Source organism: Pseudomonas brassicacearum (assembly GCF_003732175.1).
GTDB classification, from domain to species: domain Bacteria; phylum Pseudomonadota; class Gammaproteobacteria; order Pseudomonadales; family Pseudomonadaceae; genus Aquipseudomonas; species Aquipseudomonas brassicacearum_G.
On the sequence record NZ_MOBI01000046.1, the window covers coordinates 24,497 to 47,763 of the forward strand.

At 60.5% G+C, this 23,267-nt stretch carries 18 protein-coding genes; 9 read left to right on the top strand and 9 right to left on the bottom strand.

The features are described 5' to 3' along the window. Nucleotides 1-46: 46 nt before the first annotated feature. The 5 genes from BK658_RS29465 to BK658_RS29485 all read right to left on the bottom strand — a co-directional run bounded on the left by BK658_RS29465 (nucleotide 47) and on the right by BK658_RS29485 (nucleotide 9,845). Nucleotides 47-961 carry a DUF808 domain-containing protein gene (locus tag BK658_RS29465; RefSeq protein ID WP_123585375.1) on the bottom strand — a complete coding sequence of 305 codons (915 nt, stop codon included), beginning with the start codon at nucleotides 959-961 and terminating at the stop codon, nucleotides 47-49. 70 nt (nucleotides 962-1,031) lie between these two features. Next, nucleotides 1,032-2,507: an efflux transporter outer membrane subunit gene (locus BK658_RS29470; RefSeq protein WP_123585376.1), complete on the bottom strand. Its 1,476-nt coding sequence runs from the start codon at nucleotides 2,505-2,507 to the stop codon at nucleotides 1,032-1,034. After that, a complete protein-coding gene (locus tag BK658_RS29475) occupies nucleotides 2,508-5,633 on the bottom strand; it encodes an efflux RND transporter permease subunit (protein WP_123585377.1) in 3,126 nt (1,041 codons plus the stop codon). A 5-nt stretch (nucleotides 5,634-5,638) separates the two neighbouring features. Beyond that, a complete protein-coding gene (locus BK658_RS29480) occupies nucleotides 5,639-8,704 on the bottom strand; it encodes an efflux RND transporter permease subunit (protein WP_123585378.1) in 3,066 nt (1,021 codons plus the stop codon). Between the two features lie 13 nt (nucleotides 8,705-8,717). Continuing rightward, nucleotides 8,718-9,845, bottom strand: a complete 1,128-nt coding sequence (locus BK658_RS29485) for an efflux RND transporter periplasmic adaptor subunit (protein ID WP_123585379.1) — start codon at nucleotides 9,843-9,845, stop codon at nucleotides 8,718-8,720. A 261-nt stretch (nucleotides 9,846-10,106) separates the two neighbouring features. On the opposite strand from BK658_RS29485, the gene BK658_RS29490 reads away from it, so the two are divergent. Then, nucleotides 10,107-10,715 (top strand): TetR/AcrR family transcriptional regulator, encoded by a 609-nt coding sequence (locus BK658_RS29490; protein ID WP_103319032.1) that lies wholly within the window; start codon nucleotides 10,107-10,109, stop codon nucleotides 10,713-10,715. Nucleotides 10,716-10,827: 112 nt separating this feature from the next. Here BK658_RS29490 and BK658_RS29495 read toward each other — a convergent pair whose 3' ends face one another. Then, the gene (locus BK658_RS29495) at nucleotides 10,828-11,268 is read right to left on the bottom strand and encodes a GlcG/HbpS family heme-binding protein (protein ID WP_123585380.1); all 441 of its coding nucleotides are present in this window, start codon (nucleotides 11,266-11,268) and stop codon (nucleotides 10,828-10,830) included. 268 nt (nucleotides 11,269-11,536) lie between these two features. Here BK658_RS29495 and gcl point away from each other — a divergent pair, with 268 nt between their 5' ends. From gcl to BK658_RS29535, 8 genes are all read left to right on the top strand, one after another. Further along, nucleotides 11,537-13,312, top strand: a complete 1,776-nt coding sequence (gene gcl / locus BK658_RS29500) for a glyoxylate carboligase (RefSeq protein ID WP_123585381.1) — start codon at nucleotides 11,537-11,539, stop codon at nucleotides 13,310-13,312. Between the two features lie 127 nt (nucleotides 13,313-13,439). Continuing rightward, a complete protein-coding gene (gene hyi / locus BK658_RS29505; RefSeq protein WP_123585382.1) occupies nucleotides 13,440-14,222 on the top strand; it encodes a hydroxypyruvate isomerase in 783 nt (260 codons plus the stop codon). Nucleotides 14,223-14,379: 157 nt separating this feature from the next. Further along, nucleotides 14,380-15,270, top strand: a complete 891-nt coding sequence (locus tag BK658_RS29510) for a 2-hydroxy-3-oxopropionate reductase (RefSeq protein WP_123585383.1) — start codon at nucleotides 14,380-14,382, stop codon at nucleotides 15,268-15,270. Between the two features lie 148 nt (nucleotides 15,271-15,418). After that, nucleotides 15,419-16,699 (top strand): glycerate kinase type-2 family protein, encoded by a 1,281-nt coding sequence (locus BK658_RS29515; protein ID WP_123585384.1) that lies wholly within the window; start codon nucleotides 15,419-15,421, stop codon nucleotides 16,697-16,699. Further along, the gene (gene pyk / locus BK658_RS29520; protein WP_123585385.1) at nucleotides 16,689-18,104 is read left to right on the top strand and encodes a pyruvate kinase; all 1,416 of its coding nucleotides are present in this window, start codon (nucleotides 16,689-16,691) and stop codon (nucleotides 18,102-18,104) included. Before BK658_RS29515 ends, pyk begins: the two co-directional genes overlap by 11 nt. 144 nt (nucleotides 18,105-18,248) lie before the next feature. Further along, nucleotides 18,249-19,169 (top strand): urea transporter, encoded by a 921-nt coding sequence (locus BK658_RS29525; RefSeq protein ID WP_123585386.1) that lies wholly within the window; start codon nucleotides 18,249-18,251, stop codon nucleotides 19,167-19,169. 21 nt (nucleotides 19,170-19,190) lie between these two features. Beyond that, nucleotides 19,191-20,015 carry an ion transporter gene (locus BK658_RS29530; RefSeq protein WP_123585387.1) on the top strand — a complete coding sequence of 275 codons (825 nt, stop codon included), beginning with the start codon at nucleotides 19,191-19,193 and terminating at the stop codon, nucleotides 20,013-20,015. Nucleotides 20,016-20,104: 89 nt separating this feature from the next. Continuing rightward, the gene (locus tag BK658_RS29535) at nucleotides 20,105-21,103 is read left to right on the top strand and encodes a sulfate ABC transporter substrate-binding protein (protein WP_123585388.1); all 999 of its coding nucleotides are present in this window, start codon (nucleotides 20,105-20,107) and stop codon (nucleotides 21,101-21,103) included. 63 nt (nucleotides 21,104-21,166) lie between these two features. Here BK658_RS29535 and BK658_RS29540 read toward each other — a convergent pair whose 3' ends face one another. The 3 genes from BK658_RS29540 to BK658_RS29550 form a co-directional block, all read right to left on the bottom strand. Beyond that, nucleotides 21,167-21,796: a DUF5666 domain-containing protein gene (locus tag BK658_RS29540; RefSeq protein ID WP_185019926.1), complete on the bottom strand. Its 630-nt coding sequence runs from the start codon at nucleotides 21,794-21,796 to the stop codon at nucleotides 21,167-21,169. A 217-nt stretch (nucleotides 21,797-22,013) separates the two neighbouring features. Further along, a complete protein-coding gene (locus BK658_RS29545) occupies nucleotides 22,014-22,349 on the bottom strand; it encodes a ComEA family DNA-binding protein (RefSeq protein WP_123585389.1) in 336 nt (111 codons plus the stop codon). A 114-nt stretch (nucleotides 22,350-22,463) separates the two neighbouring features. Then, nucleotides 22,464-23,267, bottom strand: an 804-nt coding sequence (locus tag BK658_RS29550) for a polysaccharide biosynthesis protein (RefSeq protein WP_185019927.1), incomplete at its 5' end; no start/stop codon positions are given.

Here is a 23,267-nt window from a genome sequence, read left to right on the forward strand (position 1 = left end):
GAGGCATTCCCACGCAGAGCGTGGGAACGATTAACCAATCCAGGCTTCAGCCTTTGACTGCGCGCCAGATTTTGCTCACTGCCATCACACCCGCCAACACCACCGCACCCGCCACAATACCCGCCACTGCGTTGAGCAATGTCGGCACGATAAACCCGGCACCACCGGCACCGGCGCCGACACCTTCAATCCAGTGATGAACCACCGGCACACCGTGGGTAAGGATCCCGCCGCCGACCAAAAACATCGCCGCCGTGCCGATCATCGAGAGGCTTTTCATCATGTACGGCGCGGCGCGCAGGATCGCGTCGCCGACGCTTTTAGCCATTTTCCCGGGCTTGCGGGTCAGCCACAGGCCAAGGTCGTCGAGCTTGACGATGCCCGCTACCAGGCCATAGACGCCGATGGTCATGACGATAGCGATGCCTGAAACCACAATCACTTGCTGCATCAGCGTTGCACTGGCGACGGTGCCCAAGGTGATGGCGATGATTTCAGCCGAAAGGATGAAGTCGGTGCGCACCGCGCCTTTGATCTTGTCCTGCTCGTACGCCACCAGATCTGTCGCCGGGTCCGCTACGGCTTCGACCAACTGCGCGTGCTCCGCCTGATCTTCCGCCTTGCTGTGCAAAAACGAGTGAGCAAGCTTTTCGAAGCCTTCGAAACACAAGTAGGCACCACCGACCATCAACAAGGGTGTGACCAGCCAAGGAACGAACGCACTGATCGCCAGCGCCGACGGCACCAGGATCAGCTTGTTGCGAAACGAGCCCTTGGCCACGGCCCAGACCACCGGAATTTCCCGTTCGGCACGGACACCGGATACCTGCTGGGCGTTGAGCGCCAAGTCATCGCCGAGCACGCCGGCGGTTTTCTTCGCGGCCATCTTGGTCATCAACGCGACGTCGTCGAGTACCGCGGCGATATCGTCAATCAACACCAGCAAACTGCTTCCTGCCATGGGTCAGGCTTCCCTACACAAAAAAAGTGCGCGGAGCATAACGCGCTCGACGCGGGGGAAGCGAGACACCTCAATGCCCGGTTTGAGCAGCCGATTGCACTTGCCAGCCTCCGCCCAGGCTCTGGAACAACGCGACGCTCCCCTGACTCAGCAAACCTTGGGTATCGCGCAGGTTCTGCTCGGCTTGCAGCAGGACCAATTGCTGAGTCAGCACGGCTTGCTGACTGACGGTGCCCGCGCGCTTTTGCGCCTCCTGGCTGCCAAACAATTGCCGGTTGCGCTGGTAGATCTGCTCGAAGGCCTGGGCCTGGGTGTGCAGGTGATTGATCGCCGAGAGGTTGTCTTCAACATTTTGCAACGCACCGAGCACCGTGCCGCGATAGTTCGCGACATCCTGATCGTAACTGGCCTGCGCCTGCTGCACCGCGGCTTCCCGGGCACCGCCCTCGAAAAGGGTTTCGGCCAACGCCGGGCCAAGGGTCCAGACCCGGTTCGGCACGCTGAACAGGCCACCCAGCGCCGTACCGCGATAGCCGACCTGACCGGTCAAATTCAGCGTCGGGAAAAACGCCGCTTTGGCCACGCCAATCTTCGCATTCGCCGCCGCTGCCGCACGCTCGGCGGACACCACATCGGGACGGCGCTGCAACAGACTCGACGGCAGGCTCAGCGGCGGCAGGGGCAGCACGAAGCGGTAGTTCGCGGTGGGCGGCAGATTGAATTGCGCAGGCGCCACGCCGACCAACACTGCCAGTGCATGCTCGAACTGCTCACGCGAGCGCTGTGCAGTTTGCAAGGCGGCGACCACGCTGGTCAGCTGATCCTGGGCGACCAGCAATTGATCGTTGGTCGCGGTGCCTTGCACGGTCTGAACCTGAATCATCGTCAGCAACTGCTGATTGATCGCCTGCTGCTGTTGCAACAGGCCGACGTCGAGGTCCAGCTGGCGCAAGCCCAGGTAGTTACTGGCGACACTGGCGCTGATGGACAGGCGCACGCCTGCCAGCAGCGCGTCGGAAGCCTGGGCCGACGCCTGGCTCGACTCGATGCCGCGCCGCACCAGGCCCCACAGATCCGGCTCCCAGCTGGCGCTCAACGTGGCGCTGACCGTTTGCACGACACCGCCAGAACTGCTGCCAGATGAAGTACTCGTGCCAGTGCTGCCAGTGCTGCTACTGCCGCTACTTGCGCCAACCCCTCGCGATCCGGACAACCCGACGCCCACCGTCGGCCACAATCCGGCCCGGCTCGACGCCACCTGGGCCTGTGCCAGACGATAGGCCGCTTCGGCGGCGATAATCGATTGGTTGGCCTTGGCTGAGCGCGCAATCAGGTCATTGAGGATCGGGTCCTGGTATGAAAGCCACCACTGGCTGTCCAGTGCGCCCTGCGGATTGGCCGCCGCGCGCTGCCATTGCGCGCCCTCCTTGAAGCTCATCGGCAATTCGATGGCCGGTTTTTGATAATCAGGCCCGACCATACAACCACCCAGCGCAACACAAAGCATGACGCCAACTGCTACGAGGGATTTGCATTCACGGTCCATTCACGTCTCCTCACGCCGGCGCCCCAGACGCCGGGACGCCCGATCGAGCCAGAGATAGATCACCGGGGTGGTGTAAAGAGTCAGCATCTGGCTGAACACCAGCCCGCCAATAATCGAAATGCCCAGCGGCCGACGCAGCTCCGAGCCATAGCCACTGCCGAGTACCAGCGGCAACGCACCGAGGATCGCGGCCAGCGTCGTCATCATGATCGGCCGGAAGCGGATCAGGCACGCCCGGCGAATCGCATCCTTGGCGCTGAGCCCCTGCTCCCGGCGCTCGGTGATCGCAAAGTCGATCATGATGATCGCGTTCTTCTTGACGATGCCGATCAGCAAAATCACCCCCACCAAGGCAATGATCGACAACTCGGTGCCGGTCAACAACAAGGCAATCAACGCGCCCACGCCGGCCGACGGCAAGGTCGACAGGATGGTCAACGGGTGTGTCAGGTTTTCGTAGAGGATGCCCAGCACGATGTATACCGACAACAATGCTGCGCAGATCAGCAACGGCTCGCTGGCCACCGACGACTGGAACACCTGCGCCGTCCCGGCGAATTGCCCGGCCACACTGGCCGGCATTCGCAACTGTGCCACGGCATTGTCGACCAATGCGGTGGCCTGGCCGATGGACACGCCGGGAGCAAGGTTGAACGAAGCCGTCACCGCCGGGAACGTGCCCTGGTGACTGATAGAAATGGCTGTGCGATCCACCGAGTAATCGGCCAGCGCCGACAACGGCACCAACTGCGGGTTGGCGCTGGCGCTCAGGTTCGGTACGACACTGCGACCCTTGCTCACTGCAACCGTGCCGACCGGCACATAGATCGAGCTGAGCGTTGCCGGGTCGGTCCAGTACGGCGGCGCCACCTCCATCACGATGTGGTACTGATTGGCCGCGCGATAAATGGTCGAGACCTGGCGCTGGCCAAAGGCGTCGTACAGTGTCTGGTCGATCGCCGAAATACTGACCCCCAGCCGCGCCGCCACATCGCGGTTGATCTTCACGTTGGCCAGCAGGCTATTGTCCTGCTGATCGGTATTGATATCGGTCAATTGCGGCAATGTATGCAATACCGCCAGCACCTTGGGCACCCATTCATCCAGCGCGCTCTGATCATCGGCGGTCATCGTGTACTGGTACTGCGCACCACTCTGGCGACCACCGACGGTGATGTCCTGGGACGACTGCAAATACAGGCGCGTGCCCGGTAGCTCGCCGAGGGTGTGGCGGACTTGCGTAATCACCTGATCGGCGCTGTCTCGGCGCTCGGCCAGCGGCTTGAGGGCTATGAACAACTGCGCCGTGTTGATCGCCCCGCCACCGCCCCCACCTCCGCCGACAAAACCGCCAACCATCAGCACGTTCGGGTTACCCAGAACCTTCTGGTTGATTTCCCTGAAACTGCGTTGCATCGACGCGTAGGAAACGCTTTGTGGCGCGACGATGCTGCCGGACAAACGCCCGGTGTCTTCCTGTGGAAAAAAGCCCTTGGGCACCAGCACATACAACACCCCGGCGAACGCGATCACCAACAACGTGAGCAGGCCCATCAGTATCGAGTGCTCGATGACCCAGCCAAGGGTACGGTCGTAAAACCGGTGAAATCGCGAGTCGGGTTGATCGCTGTCCTTCGCCGCCTGCTCCTGAGTGCGCAGCAACAGGCTGGACAGCATCGGCGTGACCGTCAGCGAGATCAGCATGGAAATCATGATCGCCACCGACAAGGTGATCGAAAACTCGCGAAACAGCCGCCCGACAATCCCGCCCATCAACAGTAATGGAATGAACACCGCCACCAGCGATACGCTGATGCTCAGCACGGTGAAGCCAACTTCCTGCGCGCCCACCAGGGCTGCGTGCAGACGGCTTTCGCCTTTTTCCAGGTGACGCATGATGTTCTCGACCACCACGATCGCATCGTCCACCACGAACCCGGTGGAAATAGTCAGCGCCATCAATGACAGGTTGTTCAGGCTGTAACCGAGAAAATACATCGCGCCGAAGGTGCCCAGCAGCGACAACGGCACCGCAATGGCCGGCACCAGTGTGCTGCGCCAATCGCGAAAGAAGCCGAACGTCACCAGCGTCACCAGCACAATCGAGGCGATCAGCGACAACTCGACATCATGCAGCGACGCACGAATGGTGGTGGTGCGATCCATCAGGATATTGAGTTTGATGCTCGCCGGAATCGAACTTTGCAGGAACGGCAGTTCGGCTTTCACCGCATCCACGGCACTGATGACGTTCGCCCCCGGCTGCTTGAACACCACCAGCAGCACCGCTGACTTGCCGTTGGACAGACCGAAATTGCGCAAGTCCTCGACGTCTTCGCGCACATAGCCAAGGTCGGAGATACGGACCACATCACCATTGTGCTGCCTGACCACCAGCGGCGCGTAATCATCCTTCTTGTAAAGCATGTCGTTCGCCGCAATGCCCTGCGATTGCGCCCCGACGGCCACCGAACCCTTGGGCAGGTTGGCGTTGGAAGATGCGATCACCGCCCGCACCTGCTCCAGGCTGACGCCGTAGTGATTGAGCCGGTCCGGGTTCAGCTCGATGCGCACCGCCGGCAAGGCGCCGCCGCCGACGGTTACATCGCCGACGCCTTTGGTTTGCAGCAGGCGTTGCTCCAGCAGGGTCGAGGCGACATCGTACATTTGCCCTGGCGTGGCAGTGTCCGAGGTCAGGCTGATCACCAGGATCGGCGAATCGGCGGGGTTGACCTTGCGGTAGGTCGGGTTGCCCGCCAGGTCACTCGGCAGGTTGGTTCGCGCCGCATTGATCGCCGCCTGCACGTCCCGCGCGGCGCCGTTGATGTCGCGATTCAAATCGAATTGCAGGTTGATCCGGGTCGCGCCCAAGGTACTGGACGAGGTCATCTGGGTGACGCCGGCGATCTGTCCGAACTGGCGCTCCAACGGCGTTGCCACCGAACTGGCGACGGTGCTTGGGTCAGCTCCGGGCAGCGATGCACGAACGCTGATGGTCGGAAAATCCACCTCGGGCAAGGGCGCCACCGGCAGCAACAGAAACGCCAGGATACCGGCCAGCGCCAGCCCTGCCGCCAACAGGGTGGTGGCAATCGGACGCTGGATGAAGGGCGCGCTGAGGTTCATCGCCGTCAGCCTTCAACGACCGGATGTCGCCGACTAAAACGGCGTTCCAGCTTATGCATGGCGAGGAAAATCACCGGTGTGGAGAACAGCGTCAGCAATTGGCTGAGCAGCAGCCCGCCGATGATCGTAATCCCCAGCGGATGCCGCAGCTCGGAGCCGATCCCGGTGCCCAGCGCCAATGGCACCGCACCGAACAGCGAGGCCATGCTGGTCATCAGAATTGGACGGAAACGCAGTTCGGCCGCCTGCCGGATCGCCGCCTGCGGGCTCAAACCGCCCTTGCGCTCCAGCTCCAGGGCGAAGTCGACCATCATGATGCCGTTTTTCATGACGATGCCGATCAGCAGCACGATGCCGATCAGGCCAATGATGTCGAACTGCGTGCCGGTGATCAGCAGCGCCAGCAATGCGCCCAGCGCTGCCGACAGCAGGGTCGAGAGGATCGTCACCGGGTGCACGAAGCTTTCGTAGAGAATCCCCAGCATCAGGTACACCACGACAATCGCCGCGATCACCAGAAACACCTGGTTGGACAATGACGCCTCGAAGGTCGCCGCCGCACCTTCCAGCGACGCTTGCACCGTCAACGGCAAACCAAGTTGCGACTCCACGTCCTTGAGCCGGTTCACCGCTGCGCCGAGCGACTGCCCGGGCGCGAGATTGAATGACACGTCAGCGTAGGGAAACTGTCCGAGTCGGTTGATGGTGATCGGCGTGCGCACCACTTGCATGCTGGCCATGCTCGACAGCGGCGCCACCCCGCCAGCCGGAATGTTCACGTAAAGACCGGTGAGCAGATCGGCCAGATTGTGCGGCGGATGATCGGTCGCCAGCACCACGTGATATTGATTGAGCTGGGTGTAGAGGGTCGACACCTGACGCTGGCCGAAGGCGTCGTACAGCACATCGTCGATGGCTTGCGGCGTAATGCCCAGGCGCGAAGCGGTGGCGCGGTCGAAGGTCAGCTGGATCTGATTGCCGAACTGCAGCGCCTGGCTTTGCACGTCGGTGAACATCGGGTCGTGCTTGAGCGCCATCAGCAGTTTGCCGGTCCACAGCGCCAGCACCTCCGGCTCGGTGGCTTGCAGGCCGAGGCGATAGCTGGTGGTCGACACCGTGGCATCCAGGGTCAAATCCTGCACCGCGTGCAGGTACAGACGAATGCCGGCGTCATCGCTGTTCGCATCCGACAGCCTGCGGATCACCATCGCGCTGCTGTCGCGCATTCCATGGGGTTTGAGGTTGATCAGCAAATTACCCTGGTTGATCGTCGGGTTGGTCTGATCGATGCCGACAAAGGACGACAGACTCTCGACCGCCGGATCTCGCAGAATCCTCAAAGCCAGTCGCTGCTGCTCGAGCTGCATCTGCTGGAACGAAATGGTCGGAGACGCCTGGGAAATGCCCTGAATCAGCCCGGTATCCTGTTCGGGGAAAAAACCCTTGGGCATGAGTACGATCAGCAGCAAGGTCAGCAACGCGGTGCATATCACCGAGATAAGGGTCAGCAACTGATGCGCCAACACCCAATCCAGCCCCCGTAAATAGTGGCCGTTGACCCGGTCGAAAAAGTCGACCCGTCGCTCCTGTTGCCGGGGCTTGAGCATCCGCGCGCACATCATCGGTATCAGGGTCAGCGAGATCAGCGCCGAGATAATGATGGTCACCGCCACGGTCATGGCGAACTCGCGAAACAACCGCCCCACCACATCGCCCATGAACAGCAGTGGAATCATCACCGCAATCAGCGCCACCGACAGCGAAATGATGGTGAAGCCGATTTGCGCCGAGCCCTTGAGCGCGGCCTGCAAGGGCGGCTCTCCGGCCTCGATATAGCGCGTGATGTTTTCGATCATCACGATGGCGTCATCGACCACAAAACCGATAGCGATAGTCAACGCCATCAGCGTCAGGTTGTTCAGGGAGAATCCCAATGCGTACGCCACCGCCAGCGTGCCAATCAGGGTCAGCGGCACCGTGACGGCGGGGATTACCGTCGCCGGGATTTTTCGCAGAAACAGGAAAATCACCAACACCACCAACACCACCGCGACCGACAATTCGTACTGCACGTCGGTGACCGAAGCGCGGATGGTCTGGGTGCGGTCGGTCAGCACTGCGACCTTCAACGTACCCGGCAGACTGGCGCGCAGCGTAGGCAACAGTCGCTGGACCCGGTCCACCACATCGATCACGTTGGCCCCGGGCTGGCGCTTGATATTCAGCAGAATCGAGGACGTGCTGTCGGTCCAGGCCGCCTGACGCGGATTCTCCGGCCCCTGAATGGAACTGGCGATTTGCGCCAGGCGAATCGGCGCACCGTTTTTATAGGCGATCACCAGCTCGTTATAGTCATCGGCCGACTGCAGCTGATCGTTGCCGCCAATCGAATACGCCTGGAACTTTCCGTCGATATTGCCTTTGGCCTGATTGACGTTGGCATTGCCCAGCGCCGTGCGCAGTTCCTCCAATGACAGGCCCAGGTTGTTCAACGCCGAGGTATTGGCCTGAACCCGCACCGCCGGGCGTTGACCGCCGCTGATGGTGACCAGACCGACGCCGGTGATCTGCGAGATTTTCTGTGCCAGTCGAGTGTCGGCAAGGTCTTCGATTTTGGTCAGGGGCAACACGTCGGAGGTCAGTGACAGGGTCAGCACCGGCGCGTCTGCCGGGTTGACCTTGCTGTACACCGGCGGGTACGGCAGGTTCGTCGGCAGGAACGTCCCGGCGGCGTTGATGGCGGCTTGCACCTCTTGTTCAGCGATATCCAGCGACAACGCCAGATCAAATTGCAGGGTAATCACCGAGGCACCGTCGGAGCTGGTGGAGCTCATCGATTTGAGCCCCGGCATCTCGCCGAGCTGGCGCTCCAGTGGCGCGGTGATCGACGAGCTGACCACCTGCGGACTGGCACCGGTGTATTGGGTAAACACCTGAATGGTCGGGTAATCGACCTCGGGCAATGCCGACACCGACAGCAAGTGATAACCCAGCATCCCCAGTAGCAGCACCGCCACCATCAACAGCGTGGTGGCGACCGGCCGCTCGATAAAGGGCCGCGAGACGTTCATGGCTGGCGGCTGTTCATTGGGCAACGACCTTCACGGGAGAGCCATCATCGAGCTTATCCGCGCCCTCGGTGATCACCTGTTCGCCGGGTTTGAGGCCATTATCGAGAATCGCCGTAACGTCGCCCATTGCCGGGCCGGCCTTGATGTTGCGCAGGCTGGCCTTGTCGCCGTTGACCACGAACACGAAGTCACCTTTGCTGCCGTGTTGAATCGCCGTGGTCGGTGTCACCGGCACCTGATTCAGCGTGTCGGCCTTGAGCCGGGCGTTGACGAACTGGTTGGGAAACAACGCATTGCCGGAATCGTCGAACTGCGCCTTGACCTTGATCGTGCCAGTGCTGGTATCCACCTGGTTATCCAGCGCCATCAGGCTGCCGGTACCCAGCAGACCGTGCTTGTTGCGGTCGTAAGCGAGCACTGTCACCGGCCCTTTGGCCATCGCCTGATGGATCGCCGCCAAATCATCCTCGGGCACCGCGAACACCACCGTCGCCGGGCGCATCTGGGTAATCAGCGCAATGCCCGTGGTCGTGGCAGTGGTCACGTAGTTGCCCGGATCGACCAGCCGCAACCCCACCACGCCATCGACCGGCGAGGTAATGGTGCAGTAACTCAACTGGACTTCGAGGTTCTGCACACTGCCTTGATCGGCGGCGACCGTGCCTTGTTGCTGCTGCACCAGGGACGCCTGGGTGTCGAGGGTTTGCTGGCTGGTGGAACCGATTTTGATCAGTTCGCGAAAACGCGTCAGATCACGCTGGGCATTACTCAACACCGCTTGATCGTGAGCCAGCGTGCCTCTGGCCACCGCCAGTTGCGCCTTCAGCGCCCGGTCGTCGATCCGCGCGATGACCTGGCCCTTGTGCACCTGCTGGCCTTCCTCGAATTCGACCGAGGCAAGAATGCCGTTGACCTGCGTTATCACGGTCACACTGCGGGTGGGCGTGACCGTCCCCAGGGCGTCGATATACACCGGCACATCCTGCAAGGTCACCGCCGCAACCGCCACCGGCTCGGCAGGCGTTGGCGGCTTGCCTTTGCGTTGTCCGCTCTCGCGGTAAAACCACAGCGCGGCGGCCAACAACACCAGCAGCACTGCCCCGATCACCAGAGCAAATTTGCCTCGCCTGCTCCTCTCCACGATTTCTCACTCAAACGGGCTGAACACCAAATGCAACGATGCGAAATGAATGCCGGGCCGTTTACACAAGAAATGGCCAAAAGGCCTGATCGCTCCTTTGAACTCTAGCAGTGCGCCTGCTATTCACTCGCCCATCCAGCCGTTTGTTCAGCCCTGAGACAGGCGCAAACGATGAGGCGCAGCAGGCGGCATTCTTGAGCGCTGCGCGAGGCCGGTGCTACCATGCGCAACCGCCAGCACCGGCAAGGAATCACCTGGTTTATGAGCACTATCCGCGAGCGCAATAAAGAACTGATCCTGCGTGCCGCCAGTGAAGAGTTTGCCGACAAGGGCTTCGCTGCGACCAAAACCAGTGACATCGCGGCCAAGGCGGGGCTGCCCAAGCCCAACGTCTATTACTACTTCAAATCCAAGGAAAACCTCTACCGCGAGGTCCTGGAAAGCATCATCGAGCCGATTCTCCAGGCCTCGACGCCGTTCAACGCGGACGGCGTGCCGAGCGAAGTGCTCAGCGGCTACATTCGCTCGAAGATTCGCATCTCCCGCGACCTGCCGTTCGCGTCCAAGGTGTTTGCCAGTGAGATCATGCACGGTGCGCCGCACCTGAGCGCCGACCTGGTCGAACAGCTCAACGCCCAGGCCAAGCACAACATCGACTGCATTCAGACCTGGATCGATCGCGGCCAGATCGCCCCGATCGAGCCCAACCACCTGATGTTCAGCATCTGGGCCGCGACCCAGACCTACGCCGACTTCGACTGGCAGATCTCCGCCGTCACCGGCAAGGCCAAGCTGGATGAAAGCGACTACGAAGCCGCGGCACAGACCATCATTCGGTTGGTGCTCAAGGGCTGCGAGCCAGATCGTTAGACCGAGTCGCCTCTATCGCGAGCAGGCTCACTCCCACAGGGGATCTCCTGTGTTCACAAATCCCTTGTGGGAGCGAGCCTGCTCGCGATAGCGGTAGTTCATTCACCAAAGATCAAGCAGTCACACCCGCATCCGCCCGCAACCCCTGCTCTTCGATGGCGCTGATCGCGCATTGCTCGTCAATATCCGAAGTATCGCCGCTGATGCCGATAGCCCCCAGCACAACCCCGTCCTGATCACGAATCAGCACCCCGCCCGGCGCGGGTACCACGCTGCCCTGCCCCAGACTGTTCAACGCCGCGATAAACGCCGGGCGCTGTTGTGCGTCCAGCGCCAATAGACGCGAGCCCTTGCCCAGCGCAATCGCGCCCCAGGCTTTGCCGATGGCGATTTGTGGACGAAGCAGGCTCGCGCCGTCTTCGCGTTGCAGGCTCAACAAATGCCCGCCCGCATCGAGTACTGCAATGGTTAGCGGTGCCGCAGCGATCTTGCGCCCCGCAACGATGGCCCGATTGGTCAGGCTGACTGCGACTTTCAAGGTTAAAGCGCTCATGGATGCCGTCCTTATCTTGTTATGGGAAAGCCTTTGGGGTTCTGTTTGCTCCGAAGCCCGACGCGACAAATAGAACACAATGATTTATTTATTTGTATACAATAATTCTCGAAATGCTGCTCATGCGACGAAACGCCACAGTGTTTATGGCCCTCCGACGAATGAAACAGCCGCTTGAGAAAATGGATTGACCTGCGCCGTCCGCCGTGAATACACTCTGCGCAAAGCCACTTGTATACAATTACAAAACGTAAAGAGGCACAAAACCATGAGCAAAATTAGAGCAATCGAAGCCGCCGTTCTGGTGATGCGCCGTGAAGGGGTTGACACCGCTTTTGGCATTCCAGGCGCTGCAATCAACCCGCTGTACTCCGCCCTGCAAAAGGTCGGCGGCATCGATCACGTCCTCGCTCGCCACGTTGAAGGCGCCTCGCACATGGCCGAGGGTTACACCCGCACCAAGGCCGGCAACATCGGCGTGTGCATCGGCACTTCCGGCCCTGCCGGTACCGACATGGTCACCGGGCTCTATAGCGCCTCGGCCGACTCGATCCCGATTCTTTGCATCACCGGGCAAGCACCCCGTGCCCGTATGCACAAGGAAGACTTCCAGGCGGTCGACATCACCAGCATCGTCAAGCCGGTGACCAAATGGGCGACCACTGTTCTGGAGCCGGGCCAGGTGCCTTATGCGTTCCAGAAAGCCTTCTATGAAATGCGCTCCGGCCGTCCAGGCCCGGTGTTGATCGACCTGCCGTTCGACGTGCAGATGGCCGAAATCGAATTCGACATCGACGCCTACGAACCACTGCCATTGGCCAAGCCAGCGGCAACCCGCAAGCAGGTCGAGAAAGCCCTGGCCATGCTTGATCAGGCTGAACGTCCATTGCTGGTAGCCGGCGGTGGCATCATCAACGCCGATGCCAGCGATCTGCTGGTGGAATTCGCCGAGCTGACCGGTATTCCGGTTATCCCGACCCTGATGGGCTGGGGCACGATCCCGGACGATCACCCGCTGATGGTCGGCATGGTTGGCCTGCAGACTTCGCACCGCTATGGCAACGCGACGATGCTCAAATCCGATGTGGTGCTGGGCGTGGGTAACCGCTGGGCCAACCGTCACACCGGTTCGGTCGAGGTGTACACCGAAGGCCGCAAATTCATTCACGTCGACATCGAACCGACCCAGATCGGCCGCGTATTCACCCCGGATCAGGGCATCGTTTCCGACGCCGGCCTGGCGCTGAAAATGTTCATCGAAGTAGCCCGTGAGTGGAAAGCCGCCGGCAAACTGAAGGATCGCAGCGCCTGGTTGCAAGACTGCCAGCAGCGCAAGGCCAGCCTGCACCGCAAGACTCACTTCGATAACGTGCCGGTCAAACCGCAGCGCGTGTACGAAGAGATGAACCAGGTGTTTGGCAAAGACACCTGCTACGTCAGCACCATCGGTCTGTCGCAGATTGCCGGCGCGCAGTTCCTGCACGTCTACAAGCCGCGCCACTGGATCAACTGCGGTCAGGCCGGCCCTCTGGGCTGGACCATTCCGGCAGCGCTGGGCGTGGTCAAGGCTGACCCGAGCCGCAAGGTCGTGGCACTCTCGGGCGACTATGACTTCCAGTTCATGATCGAAGAACTGGCGGTGGGCGCGCAGTTCAAACTGCCGTACATCCACGTTGTGGTGAACAACTCGTACTTGGGTCTGATCCGTCAGGCGCAGCGCGGTTTCGACATGGACTACTGCGTGCAATTGTCCTTCGACAACCTCAACGCACCGGAGCTCAATGGTTACGGGGTCGACCACGTAGCGGTTGCCGAAGGTTTGGGTTGCAAGGCGTTGCGCGTATTTGAGCCGGCTGGTATCGCCCCTGCCCTGCGCAAGGCCGAGGAGCTGATCAAGGAGTTCAAGGTTCCGGTGATCGTCGAGATTATCCTGGAACGCGTGACCAACATTTCCATGGGCACCGAGATCAACGCCGTCAACGAATTCGAAGACCTGGCGCTGGTCGGCACCGACGCGCCGACGGCGATTTCGTTGCTGGATTGATGATCGTTCCCACGCTCTGCGTGGGAATGCAGCCCGGGACGCTCCGCGTCCCAACTGCGGACGCTGAGCGTCCAATGAGGCATTCCCACGCAGAGCGTGGGAACGAGAACTTTAACGGGAGACCACCATGCCGCGTTTCGCAGCCAATCTGTCCATGCTGTTTACCGAGCAGGATTTTCTTGCCCGCTTTGAAGCGGCCGCCAAAGCCGGCTTCAGTGGTGTCGAATACCTGTTCCCTTACGATTTCAGCTCCGCCGACATCAAGGCTCAACTGGATGCCAACGGTCTGACCCAAGTGCTGTTCAACCTGCCGGCCGGGGACTGGGCCAAGGGTGAACGCGGGATCGCCTGCCATCCGGATCGCGTGGAAGAGTTCCGCGCCGGCGTCGATCTGGCGATCGCCTATGCACAGGTTCTGGGCAACACCCAAGTCAACTGCCTGGCCGGTATCCGCCCACAAGGCGTCGACGATGCCACCGTGGAAAAGACCTTTGTCGCCAACCTCAAATATGCCGCCGACAAGCTGCAAGCGGTGGGCATCAAACTGGTGATGGAAGCCATCAACACCCGCGACATCCCGGGCTTCTACCTGAACAACACTGCTCAGGCACTGTCGATTCGCGAACAAGTGGGCAGCGCCAATCTGTTCCTGCAGTACGACATCTACCACATGCAAATCATGGAGGGCGACCTGGCCCGCACCATGGCGACGCAGCTGGCTGAGATCAACCATATTCAACTGGCCGACAACCCGGGCCGCAACGAGCCGGGCACCGGTGAAATCAACTACCGCTTCCTGTTCGAACACCTGGACCGCATCGGCTATCAAGGCTGGGTCGGTTGTGAATACAAACCGCTGACCACCACTGAAGCAGGCTTGGGCTGGTTGAAAACCCATAACGCAATCTGAAGCGAAACCTGTGGGAGCGAGCCTGCTCGCGATAGCGGTGGGACAGGCAACAGAGATGTCGAATGTTATGGCCTCATCGCGAGCAGGCTCGCTCCCACAATAAAGCAGCGCCCCCTCAAAATTTGCTTGAGCAACATAAAAACAAGAGGATTTTCTCATGGCTAAAATCGGATTTATCGGCACCGGCATCATGGGCCACCCAATGGCGTTGAACCTGCAGAAAGCCGGTCACAGCCTGTTCCTGTCGGCGCACCACGACCCTGCCCCGGCTGACCTGGTCGCCGCTGGCGCGGTCGCGCTGGCGAGCCCGAAAGAAGTCGCTCAGGAAGCCGAATTCATCATCATCATGGTGCCGGATACCCCGCAGGTCGATGACGTGCTGTTCCGTGCCGACGGCGTCGCCGCCGGTGTCGGCAAAGGCAAAGTGGTCATCGACATGAGCTCGATCTCGCCGACCGCGACCAAAGCCTTCGCTGCGAAGATCAACGAGAAAGGCGCGCAATACCTCGACGCCCCGGTGTCCGGTGGTGAAGTCGGCGCCAAAGCCGCTACCCTGAGCATCATGGTCGGTGGCGACAGCGATGCTTTCGAACGCGCGCTGCCGCTGTTCCAGAGCATGGGCAAGAACATCACCCTGGTTGGCGGCAATGGCGACGGTCAAACCGCGAAAGTGGCGAACCAGATCATCGTGGCGCTGAACATCCAGGCCGTGGCCGAAGCCCTGCTGTTTGCCTCGAAAAACGGTGCCGATCCCGCCAAGGTGCGTGAAGCGCTGATGGGCGGTTTCGCCTCCTCGAAGATCCTTGAAGTACACGGCGAGCGCATGATCAAAGGCACCTTCGATCCAGGCTTCCGCATCAGCCTGCACCAGAAGGACCTCAACCTGGCGTTGGCCGGTGCTCGCGAATTGGGCATCAACCTGCCCAACACCGCAGGCACCCAACAAGTGTTCAGCACCTGCGCCGCCATCGGTGGCAGCAACTGGGACCACTCGGCGCTGATCAAGGGTCTGGAGCACATGGCGAACTTCTCGATTCGCGATAAATAAACCCTGCACAAAACCTGTGGGAGCGAGCCTGCTCGCGATGGAATCACCACGATGTACCTGAAACACCGTGGTGCCTGAATCGCGAGCAGGCTCGCTCCCACAGGGAACCGAGTAGCCCTCCAAATAACAAGAAATCCGGGAGCCCGCCATGTCGGTCGATCCGCAACAATTCCTGCGCGAGCTGTTTGCCACAGCCATCGACGCGGCCCATCCGCAACATGTTCTCGAAGCCCATTTACCGAAAGATCGCAGCGGTCGAGTGATCGTCATCGGTGCCGGCAAAGCCGCCGCGGCCATGGCCCAGGTGGTCGAGCGCTGCTGGCAGGGTGAAGTGTCTGGACTGGTGGTCACCCGCTATGGTCACGGCGCCCCTTGCGAAAAAATCGAAGTGGTTGAAGCCGCCCACCCGGTGCCTGACGCGGCCGGTCTGGCCGTGGCCAAACGGGTGCTGGAACTGGTCAGTAACCTGAGCGAAGACGACCGGGTGATATTCCTGCTGTCGGGTGGTGGTTCGGCTTTGCTTGCCCTGCCCGCAGCCGGCATCACTCTGGCCGACAAACAGGCGATCAACAAAGCCCTGCTCAAATCCGGCGCGACCATCGGCGAGATGAACTGCGTGCGCAAGCACCTCTCGGCGATCAAGGGTGGCCGCCTCGGTAAAGCCTGCTGGCCAGCGACGGTTTATACCTACGCGATTTCCGATGTCCCGGGCGACCTCGCCACCGTGATCGCTTCCGGCCCGACCGTCGCCGATCCGAGCACCTCGACCGAAGCCCTGGCGATCCTCAAGCGCTATGCCATCGAGGTTCCGGCGTCGGTACGCAGCTGGTTGCAAAGCCCCGAATCTGAAACCGTAAAACCTGGCGACCCGAGCCTTGCTCGCAGCCATTTCCAGCTGATCGCCCGACCACAGCAATCCCTGGAAGCGGCAGCGGTGAAAGCCCGTCAGGCCGGTTTCAGCCCGTTGATACTCGGCGATCTGGAAGGCGAATCCCGCGAAGTGGCGAAAGTCCATGCCGGGATTGCGCGCCAAGTGGTGCTGCACGGTCAGCCGTTGGCAGCGCCCTGCGTGATTCTCTCCGGCGGCGAAACCACCGTCACCGTCTGCGGCAATGGCCGTGGTGGACGCAACGCGGAGTTCCTGCTCAGCCTGACCGACAGCCTCAAAGGCCTGCCCGGCGTCTACGCGCTGGCCGGTGATACCGATGGCATCGACGGCTCCGAAGACAACGCCGGCGCAATCATGACCCCGGACAGCTACGCCTGCGCTGCCGCCCTGGGTATGAGCGCCAGTGATGAGCTGGACAATAACAATGGCTATGGCTATTTCGCAGCGCTCGACGGGCTGATCGTCACCGAGCCGACGCGTACCAACGTCAACGACTTCCGCGCCATCCTGATCCTCGAGAGCCCTGAACATGACGCCTGATAAAAAGGTCAAAATCCTCGCCACCCTCGGCCCCGCTACCGATGGTATTGATGACATCCGCGAGCTGGTCGAAGCCGGGGTGAATATCTTTCGCCTGAACTTCAGCCACGGCGATCACGCCGACCACGCCCAGCGCTACCAGTGGATCCGCGAAGTCGAGCGCCAACTCAATTACCCGCTCGGCATTCTGATGGACCTGCAAGGCCCGAAACTGCGGGTCGGCAAGTTTGCCGAGGGCAAGGTGCAACTGGTGCGCGGTCAGGCCCTGCGCCTGGACCTCGACGCCACGCCAGGTGACGAGCGCCGGGTCAACCTGCCGCACCCGGAAATCATCGCCGCGCTGGAACCCGGCATGGACCTGTTGCTGGACGACGGCAAACTGCGTTTGCGGGTGGTGACCAAGTACGCCGATGCCATCGACACCACGGTGCTCAATGGCGGCGAATTGTCGGACCGCAAAGGCGTCAACGTGCCACAAGCCGTGCTCGACCTCAGCCCGCTGACCGCCAAGGATCGTCGCGACCTGAGTTTCGGTCTGGAGCTGGGTGTCGATTGGGTCGCGCTGTCATTTGTGCAGCGTCCTGAAGACATTCGTGAAGCGCGCGCGCTGATCGGCAACAAAGCCTTTTTGATGGCGAAAATCGAGAAGCCGTCGGCCGTTGAACAGCTACGCGAAATCGCCGAACTGAGCGACGCGATCATGGTTGCCCGTGGCGATCTGGGTGTGGAAGTGCCGGCCGAGAGCGTGCCGCAGATCCAGAAAGACATTATCAGCACCTGCCGCCAGCTCGGCAAACCGGTGGTGGTGGCGACCCAGATGCTCGAGTCCATGCGTTTCTCCCCGGCGCCGACCCGTGCCGAAGTAACCGACGTCGCCAACGCCGTGGCCGAAGGTGCTGATGCGGTGATGCTGTCGGCGGAAACTGCTTCTGGCGATTACCCGCTCGAAGCGGTGCAGATGATGAGCAAGATCATCCGCCAGGTCGAAAGCGGCCCGGATTATCAGGCGCAACTGGACGTCAGCCGACCTAAAGCCGAAGCCACCACCTCCGACGCTATCAGCTGCGCGATCCGCCGGATCAGCAACATCCTGCCGGTGGCGGTGCTGGTGAACTACAGCGAGTCCGGCAGTTCGAGTTTGCGTGCGGCGCGGGAGCGGCCAGCGGTGCCGATCCTCAACCTGACGCCGAACCTTTCAACCGCGCGGCGCTTGAGCGTGGCGTGGGGCGTGCACTCGGTGGTCAATGATCGATTGCGGCAAGTCGACGAGGTGTGCTCCACCGCACTGGAAATCGCCCAGGCGCAAGGTATGGCCAAGCGTGGTGATACGTTGTTGATCACTGCGGGCGTGCCTTTCGGTCAGCCGGGATCAACTAACTCGTTGCGTATAGAGACGTTGATTTAGCGCCTGTTTCGGCCTCATCGCGAGCAGGCTCGCTCCCACACTGGATCTGTGATTAGCCGGCAGATGTGTGCTCGACACAAATCAACTGTGGGAGCGAGCCTGCTCGCGATGGGGGCGCCTCGGTTTACCAGACATAGACTCGATATGCCCTCAAACCACTTCAACACCCACTGCCCAGACTGGGCTACTGCCCTGCTCAACGGCTTCAGTCAGATTTTCCTCCAGCGCCATCCGCTGTGCGGTCTGCTGTGCCTGTTGGCCATCCTGTTTAGCGCTCCGACGTTATTCGGCGGTGCCCTCCTGGGCGGTGTGGCCGGCTTGCTCACCGCTCAGCGTCGCGGCTACGCCAAGGTTGATCGCCAAGCCGGGCTCTTCAGCTACAACGGCGTCTTGCTCGGCCTCTTGTTGAGCCTGCAATTTCGTTGGTCGGCCATGCTGCCGCCACTGATCCTCGCCAGCGGTGGACTGAGTGCGATCGTCACCCAGCAATGGCTCAGGCGCACTCGCGACCAGCATTTTCTGCCCGCCTACACCGCACCTTTCGTGGGGCTAGGCTGGATACTGCTGAGCATTGCTGCCCCGGCTCACTCGACACCTGCACCACTACCAGAACTCAATGCCCTGAGCCTGCTCGGCGCCGAGTTCAAAGGCCTGGGCCAAGCCATCTTCCTCGACCATCCCCTGGCGGGTGTGTTGATCGCCGTCGGGCTGCTGCTTGCCAACCGCCGCGCCGCGCTCTGGGCACTGGTGGGCTCCGCCACGGGTCTGCTCTGCGCCTTGTGGCTGAACGAGACGCCAGGTGCATTGCTCGGCCTGTATGGCTACAACCCGGCACTGGCCGCCCTCGCCCTCAGTCAACAACCCCGTCAACCCTGGCTGCCGCTGCAGGGCATCGCACTGGCTATCCTCCTCACGCCGGCGTTCGCTGCCGTGGGGTTGGCGACCTTGACCGCGCCGTTCATTCTCGCCTGCTGGTTGCTGCGCTCGGGTATTCGCCTGCTGCGCCAAGCGACCAAAGACAGTGCGCCTTGCCAAACCTCGGAGAATCAACCTAGGCTGCGCTGATTTATGGCCAAGGCGATTTGAATGGACAGCAACGACACGTGGCGTAAGCGCCTGTACGTGATGATTTTCCATACCGACACAGTGGCCGGGCGGCGCTTCGATAAAACGCTGCTGCTGATCATCCTTGCCAGCCTGGTGGTGGTGATCCTCGACAGCATCGATGACGTTCATCAGAACTTCGCCAACACCCTGGCGTACATCGAGTGGGGCTTTACCCTGATCTTTCTGGTCGAGTACATGTTGCGCTTGTACTGCTCACCCAAGCCGCTGCGTTACGCCTTCAGTTTTTACGGGCTTGTGGATTTGCTGGCGATTGTTCCAGGCATCCTTGCGCTGTATTACAGCGACGCGCAGTACCTGCTGATCATCCGAATCATCCGTATGCTGCGGATCTTTCGCGTGCTCAAGCTGCTCCCCTACCTGAAGCAGGCCCATTACCTGCTCGACGCCCTGCGCGGCAGCAAACAGAAAATCATCGTATTCCTGCTCAGCGTCTGCACGCTGGTAACGGTGTTCGGCACTCTGATGTATGTGGTCGAAGGCCCGGAGCATGGCTTTACCAGCATTCCTAAAGGGATCTATTGGGCTATCGTCACCCTGACCACCGTCGGCTACGGCGACATCGTGCCGAGGACGGCGCTTGGGCAGGTTATCTCGGCCATGGTGATGATCACCGGTTACTCGATCATCGCTGTCCCCACCGGGATTTTTACCGCCGAACTGGCCAACGCCATGCGCGGCGAACAACTGCAACATGACTGCCCGGTGTGCAGCAAAAATCAGCATGAACACAGCGCGGCATTTTGCTCACGCTGCGGCAATGCACTTTTCAAGAAAATAGAATAAGCAAAGTACTTTTTAATCTTTAAAGGGATATGTAGCCCCGGCTATAGTCGACGGCAAATTGCCTTCATCTCGAACAAAAGGAATGTGCAGTGAAAAAGATCTTTGGCGCCTCACTTCTGGCCGCTGGCCTGGCCCTCGCGAGCGTGGCCCAGGCCGCACCGACCCTGCTCAACGTGTCCTACGACGTGATGCGCGATTTCTACAAGGACTACAACACTGCCTTCCAGAAACACTGGCAAGCCGAGCACAACGAAAATATCACCTTGCAGATGTCCTTCGGCGGCTCCAGCAAACAGGCCCGATCAGTGATCGATGGCCTGCCGGCTGACGTCATCACCATGAACATGGCCACCGACATCAACGCGTTGGTCGACAACGGCAAACTGGTCCCGGACAACTGGGTGACTCGCCTGCCGGACCACAGTGCGCCGTTCACTTCCGCCACCGTATTCATCGTTCGCAAGGGCAACCCGAAAGCCCTGAAAGACTGGCCTGACCTGCTCAAGGATGGTGTTCAAGTCATCGTGCCCAACCCGAAAACCTCGGGTAATGGCCGCTACACCTATTTGTCGGCCTGGGGTTACGTGCTGAAAAACGGTGGTGACGAGAACAAGGCCAAGGCCTTCGTCGGCAAGCTGTTCAAACAAGCCCCGGTACTCGACACCGGTGGCCGCGCAGCCACCACCACCTTCATGACCAATCAGATCGGCGACGTGCTGGTGACCTTCGAAAACGAAGCAGAAATGATCGCCCGCGAGTTCGGCCGCGACCAGTTCGAAGTCATCTACCCAAGCGTCTCCGCCGAAGCCGAGCCGCCAGTCAGCGTGGTCGACAAAGTCGTCGACAAGAAAGGCACCCGCGCTGCCGCCGAGGAATACCTGAAGTACCTGTGGTCCCCGGAAGGCCAGGAAATCGCCGCCGCCAACTACCTGCGTCCGCGTGACCCGGCGATACTTGCCAAGTACACCGACCGCTTCCCGAAAGTCGACTTCCTGTCGGTAGAAAAAACCTTCGGTGACTGGCGCACCGTGCAGAAAACCCACTTCAACGATGGCGGGGTTTTCGACCAGATTTACAACGGGCAGTAAGCGCTGAACCAACAATGAAAAAAGGCGACCTTCATGGTCGCCTTTTTCATACCTGCAGAAAACTCACATCGGCGGCGCCACGCCATCCTTGCCGGCCGAAATCGATTGCGCCGTCAGGGTGCCATCGGCGCTTTGGGTGGCGAAAAGCACGACCTTGACCCCGACTTTGAGCAGGCTGCGGTCAGCCGGTGTCAGGTTGACGATCGGCACGTCTTCCGGCACCAGGATGGTCTGCTGGCCACCCTTGTAATTGACGGTCAGGATTCGGCCATTGTTGACCACCAGATCGCCGACGATGCCATTGGTCATGCTACTGCCCTTGACCAGATCGAACGGACGGTGGCCGTCGCCGGTGCCGGCCATTTCAGGTGGGAACACATGCACTTCCAGCGCCTTGAGCGTGCCATCGGCTTGCGGTATTGCCGCTGAGCCAATGTAGCTGCCGGGCTTGATGTCTTCGATGTTGGCCGGGGTTACGGCGCGAACCTGGGTGTCCTTGGTCAACTGGATGATCACGTTCTCGCCCGTGCTGGTATGCACCTTCAAGACCTCTTCGGACACCCCGGTGATTTCACCGCGCACGCCGATACGCATGCCCGGTGCCTCCTCGGCCAGAGCAGCAGTGGCGATCAGCACGCTGCCCAGGGAAATCAGGCCAATGTTGCGTATCAGGCTACCAAACATCGTTTTCATGGGACCGGTTTCCACTGATGAGACGTTGAAAATGACTGATACCAAAGGGCTTAACCGCCCACACAAATCATAGGCGTTACGGTGCAAGATGAAAGTTTTGCGGGCAACGCCCCCTTGACCGTCTCGCAACGCTCTCTAACACCCACTGCAAGACACAATTGGATGCACCAACGAAAAAGGCCGGTCAATGACCGGCCTCTGGCGCTAGCGCTACGAATCAGTTCACCTCAAGCTTGTCGCGATTCTTGTCCAGAATCGCCTTGCCAATGCCCTTGACCTCCAACAACTCATCCACCGATGCAAACGGTCCATTACCCTCACGATATGCAACAATCGCCTTGGCCTTGGCCTCACCTACTCCGGTGAGCTCGCGCTGCAGTGTCGTTGCATCCGCCGTATTGAGATCGACTTTTGCAGCCTCCCCGGACGGTGCGACCTGCACTGCCAATGGCGCGCTTACAGCCTCCGTGTTTGTCGCTGGTGCAGCGATAGCAGCAATAGAGGCGCTGGTCAGCAGGACAAAAACCAGAGAGTAGAAATAGCCTGTACGCATAAGTGACGCTCCATGACATCGATAGGAAAGAAGCAGCTTTTCCGAAGCTGCCTCCCAAACCTAGGTCATGCTGTGAGCCTGTCAAAAATGTATCGGTTACAGGGTGTGTAACAATCAGGGTTCGAGGCGGCGTTGCTGGTAGATCCAGTCGACGATCTCACCGTCCGGCGCGTAACCGCTGACGGTGTCACGCAGGAGTTGGCGGACCCGCGAATAATCATCCCGCTCAATTGCAGACAGCAACTCCGTCAGCTTGCCTTTGAGCACTTCCCAGGGCAGCAAGTCTTCATTGGCCGTCATGATCATCGGGTGCTGAGTGGCGGCGACGTTGTCACCGATCAACAACTCTTCGTAGAGCTTCTCGCCGGGACGTAGCCCGGTAAATTCGATGGTAATATCGCCCTGAGGATTTTTGTCCGAACGGACACTCAACCCCGACAAGTGAATCATCTTCTCCGCCAGCTCGACAATCTTCACCGGCTCGCCCATGTCCAGCACAAACACATCACCGCCCTGCCCCATCGAACCGGCCTGTATGACCAGTTGCGCGGCCTCGGGGATGGTCATGAAGTAACGGGTGATTTTCGGATGTGTGACCGTCAGCGGGCCGCCCGACTTGATCTGCTTATGGAACAGCGGAATCACCGAACCGGAAGACCCGAGCACATTGCCGAATCGCACCATGGTAAACCGGGTTTTATTAACCCGGGACACGTTGGTCTTGTCACCAAACATCACCGGCGCCAGCTCGCGGCTCAAGGCCTGCAACGTCAGCTCCGCCAACCGCTTGGTACTACCCATGACATTGGTGGGACGAACAGCCTTGTCAGTCGAAATCAACACGAAGTTTGCTACACCGGCCTGAAGGGCGGCCTGCGCGGTATTCAGCGTACCGATCACATTGTTCAGTACACCTTC